The sequence below is a fragment of the Enterovirga sp. CN4-39 genome (assembly GCF_049446235.1).
In the GTDB taxonomy this organism is placed as follows: Bacteria; Pseudomonadota; Alphaproteobacteria; order Rhizobiales; family Beijerinckiaceae; genus Enterovirga.
On record NZ_JBMSEF010000051.1, the window covers coordinates 1 to 4147 of the forward strand.

Sequence of the window (4147 nt, forward strand, 5' to 3'; positions counted from 1 at the left end):
GCCCTTCGGGCGGTCCCCCTCCCCCTGCGGGGGAGGAGACGCGCGCGCCGCCGGCTCATGCCGCGCGCCCCGGAATGAATACGGGCAGGCGCGGGCGCAGATGCGCCATGTCCTCCTCGTCCTTGATGGCGGCGCCGAGTGCGCGGCGGAAGGCTTCCGGCCAGGGCGCGCCGGTCCTGGCGAGCGCGGTCGCGGCCTCTGCCCAGTCCACGGCCTCGGCGACGCCGGGCGGCTTGGCGAGCGGCTCCTGCCTGAGGCGCCCGACGGCCGCGACGACCGCCCGGGCCGTGCTCTCGGCCACCGCCGAGGAGCGCATCATGATGATCTGCGCCTCCCGCTCCGGCTCGGGATAGGCGATGTAGTGGTAGACGCAGCGCCGCCGCAGCGCCTCGTGCAGCTCGCGGGTGCGGTTCGAGGTCAGCACGACGACCGGGCGCTCCGCGGCCCGCAGCGTCCCGCGCTCCGGGATGGAGATCGAGAAATCGGACAGGAATTCGAGCAGGAAGGCCTCGAACTCGTGGTCGGAGCGGTCGATCTCATCGATCAGGAGCACGGTCGATTCCGGCCGCCGCAGCGACGTCAGCATGGGCCGCTCGATCAGGAAATCGTCGCGGTAGATGTCGAGATGCTCGCCCTCCTGCGCCTGCCGGATGGCGAGCATCTGGCGCGGATAGTTCCACTCGTAGAGCGCCGCCGAGGCATCGATCCCCTCGAAGCATTGCAGGCGGATGAGCTGCCGGCCGAGGATGCCGGAGAGAGCCTTGGCGGCCTCCGTCTTGCCGACCCCGGGCGCGCCTTCCAGCAGCAGCGGCTTGCCGAGCGCCAGCGCGAGATAGCCGGCCGTCGCGATGCCGTCATCGGCAAGATACATCGCGGCCCGCAGCGCCTCGGCGAGGGCTTCCGGGCTCGATATGCCGGCGACGGTCGATTTCAGCGCCACGGGCGCGCTCCGGCAGGAGGAGAGGGAGCCCCCTCCACCCTGCAGCCGGCTTCGCCGGACCGCATGGTCCCCCTCCCCATGCGGGGGAGGAGACACGAACCGCGCCGCCTCGTCGCCTCCCCCGCAGGGCGAGGGGGACCGCCCGGAGGGCGGTGGAGAGGGAAATCGCCGGGCATCCTCATCTCCGCCCGACCTCGAACGGAGCGTTCCAGGTCACCGGGCCGCCGCGCCGCGGCCCGGGCTTCACGCCGCCATTCTGCCGGATGCCCCGCAGGATCTTCTCCGGCGTGATCGGCAGCTCGTCGACCCGGACGCCGACCGCGTTGAACACCGCATTGGCGATCGCCGGCAGGACGGGATTGGCGCACATCTCGCCCGGCCCCTTGCCGCCGAACGGCCCGTCCGGCGCCGGCCGCTCCAGGATGGTGACGTGATAGGGCGCGATGTCGCCCGGCCCCGGCATGAGGTACTCGTTGAAGTCGCGCGGGCCGTGATCCGGGTTGGGGTAGTACGGCTCGGGCGTCTCGTAGAGGGCGTGGCTGATTCCCATCCAGGCGCCGCCGACGAGTTGCTGCTCGACCATCTTCGGGTTGATGACCCGGCCGAGCTCGTAGGCGCTCGTCATCCGCAGCACCTCCACCTCGCCGGTCTCGTCGTCGACGGAGACGTCGGCCACGAGGCAGGCATGCGCGAAGGCCGTGTTGGGATTCATCTCGCCCGTCTCGGGGTCGACGGCAGAGAGCGGGATCAGGAAGATGCCGCGGCCGGCGATCGTCTTTCCCTGCTTGAACTGCGCCGCCTGGGCGGTCGCCTTCACGGTGATGGTCCGGGACGGCGCGCCCCGGACATGGATGTTGCCGCGCCCGTCCGTGACGAGATCGGCGGCATCGACCTCGAGCTCCTCGGCCGCCGCTTCCATCAGGACGCCGCGCGCCTCGCGGGCCGCCGCGATCACGGCATTGCCCATCCGGTGCGTGCCGCGGGACGCGAAGGAGCCCATGTCGTGCGGGCCGGTGTCGCTGTCGGCCGTGTCGACATAGACGTCCTCGACCGGCACCCCGAGCGTTTCGGCCGCGAGCTGCCGGGTGACCTGCTTCATGCCCTGGCCGAGATCGATCGCCGAGAGCGCGACCGTGAACTTGCCGTCGGGGTTCGAGTGGACCAGCGCCTGGCTCGGATCGCCGCCGAGATTCATGCCGATCGGGTAGTTCACCGAGGCCATGCCCCGTCCCTCGTGCCGGGCCATTTCAGCGCCTCCTCGTGCCGAAGACGGAGGAGAAGCGGACCGCCCCGTGCTGCGTCTGCGGCGCGGCGGGCGGCGGCGCAGGAGGAGGTGGCGGCGGCTCATGGCCCGGAGGCGGCGCACCATAGGCGGCGCCGGGCCCGTAGGCCGGCGCAGGCGGAGTGCTAGGGGCCGGCGGGTAGGAGGTGGCAGGCTGGTAGCTCGGCGCCGGAATGGGCGGCGGCTGGTAGCTCGGCGCGGGGATCGGGGCGGGCTGATAGACGGGAGCCGCCGGCCGGCCGCTATCGTAGCGCGGCACGGCCGTCGGGGCGGCGCGTCCGTCCCGCGCGCCCTCTACGATCGGCTCCTTGCTGAGCGGGATGCGGGTGGTGCCCGCGGGCAGGACCTGCGTGCTCGGCCCGGTCCGTGTCTCGGGCCGTCCGATGCGGCCGCGCTCGTCGAGCGGGGTCGCCGGGATCAGCGCCCGCTCCCCTCCCCCACCGCTCACCGAGGATTGCCGCATCGCGTCGGCCGAAAGAGGCCAGCCGGCCTTCTCGGCCGCGACCTGCACGCATTCGATCAGCGCCGTGTTCTTCGCCACGCGCCGATGTGGCTTCATGTCCCCGTCCCGGTAGGCGTTGAGGATCCGGAACTCCATCGGGTCCATGCCGACCGCATGCGCGAGCTTGTCCATCTGGACCTCGAGCGCGAAATCGACCGCCGTCACGCCGAACCCCCGCATGGCGGTCGACGGGCAGCGGTTGGTGTAGACCACGTAGACGTCCGACGTGACGTTCGGGATCGAGTAGGGGCCGGGAATGTGCGCCGTGCACTTGATGCCGGCATAGCTCGACAGCCGCGTATAGGCGCCGGCATCGAAATAGCTGCGGATGTGTCGCGCGATGATGCGGCCGTCCCGCCGCACGCCGTCCTTGATGTAGACCCGCTCCGCCCCGCGCGGGGAGCCGTAGAGCATCTCCTCCTCGCGATCGAGGACGTAGCGAACCGGCCGCCCCGTCAGCATCGCGCCCAGGATTGCGAGCGGTTCGGTGAGGGTGTCGACCTTGCCGCCGAAGCCGCCGCCCACCGTGCCGCCAACGAAGTGGAGACGGTTCGATTCCAGGTTCAGGATCTTGGCGGCCGTGCCGAGGGCGAAGAACAGGCCCTGCGCGCAGGAATGAACGATGTAGCGGTCGTTGTGCTCGGGCGCCGCGATCGAGCCGTTCGTCTCCGTCGGCGCATGCTCGATCGGCGACATCTGGTAGCGCTCCTCGAGCACGATCTCCGCCTCGCGGAAAGCCCGCTCGGTATCGCCGAAGCGAAGCTTCTGGTGGTCGTATTTCTCGTGATATTCGAAGTGGTTGTGCGGGTAGGTGTCGTTGACCACCGGCGCGCCGGGCTTGAGCGCCTCCTCGACATCGAAGACGGTGGGCAGCGGATCGTAATCGACCCGCACGAGCTTGCGGGCGGCGAGCGCCGCGGCTTCCGTGTCGGCGATGATCGCGACCATCGGCTCGCCCTTGTAGCGAACCTTGTCGACGGCGAGCGTCGGCTCGTCGTCCTTGCCGAAATTGATCAGGCTGAGCAGCGTGTTCTTGTTCACCGGCACGTCGGCGCCACGCAGCACGCGCTTCACGCCGGGCGCTCGCGCCGCAGCCGAGATGTCGATGTTGCGGATGCGGGCGTGATGATGCGGGCTCCGCAGCACCTTGAGGTGCAGCAGGCCCTCGAAGGCGTGATCGTCGAAGAAGCGCGTCCGCCCGGTGACATGGCCGGGCATGTCCTGGCGCTGCAGGCCCTTGCCGACCACGTTGAGGTTGTCGTCGCGCTCGTCGGCGAAGACGTCCTTGCGGAACTCTAGCATCCCGCCCTCCTTCCGCCGTCCGCGATGGTGCGCTGCCCCCTCCACCGCCCTCCGGGCGGTCCCCCTCCCCCTGCGGGGGAGGAGACGAGGCGGCGCCGACAGTGTCTCCTCCCCCTCTGGG

The 4147-nt window shown here is 70.7% G+C and carries 3 protein-coding genes; all 3 read right to left on the bottom strand.

Annotated elements, in window-relative coordinates; translation table 11 throughout:
- Nucleotides 1-55: 55 nt before the first annotated feature.
- Complete coding sequence (locus tag ACO2SS_RS28685) at nt 56-940, bottom strand: AAA family ATPase (protein ID WP_423281280.1); 885 nt, start codon at nt 938-940, stop codon at nt 56-58.
- 178 nt (nt 941-1118) lie between these two features.
- A complete protein-coding gene (locus ACO2SS_RS28690) occupies nt 1119-2186 on the bottom strand; it encodes a xanthine dehydrogenase family protein molybdopterin-binding subunit (RefSeq protein WP_423281282.1) in 1068 nt (355 codons plus the stop codon).
- Between the two features lies 1 nt (nt 2187).
- A complete protein-coding gene (locus tag ACO2SS_RS28695; RefSeq protein WP_423281283.1) occupies nt 2188-4026 on the bottom strand; it encodes a molybdopterin cofactor-binding domain-containing protein in 1839 nt (612 codons plus the stop codon).
- Between the last annotated feature and the right edge of the window lie 121 nt (nt 4027-4147).

Coding starts and splice junctions, on each gene's coding strand:
- ACO2SS_RS28690 (WP_423281282.1), bottom strand. CDS start 2,186: ATGGCCCGGCACGAGGGACGGGGCATGGCCTCGGTGAACTACCCGATC.
- ACO2SS_RS28695 (WP_423281283.1), bottom strand. CDS start 4,026: ATGCTAGAGTTCCGCAAGGACGTCTTCGCCGACGAGCGCGACGACAAC.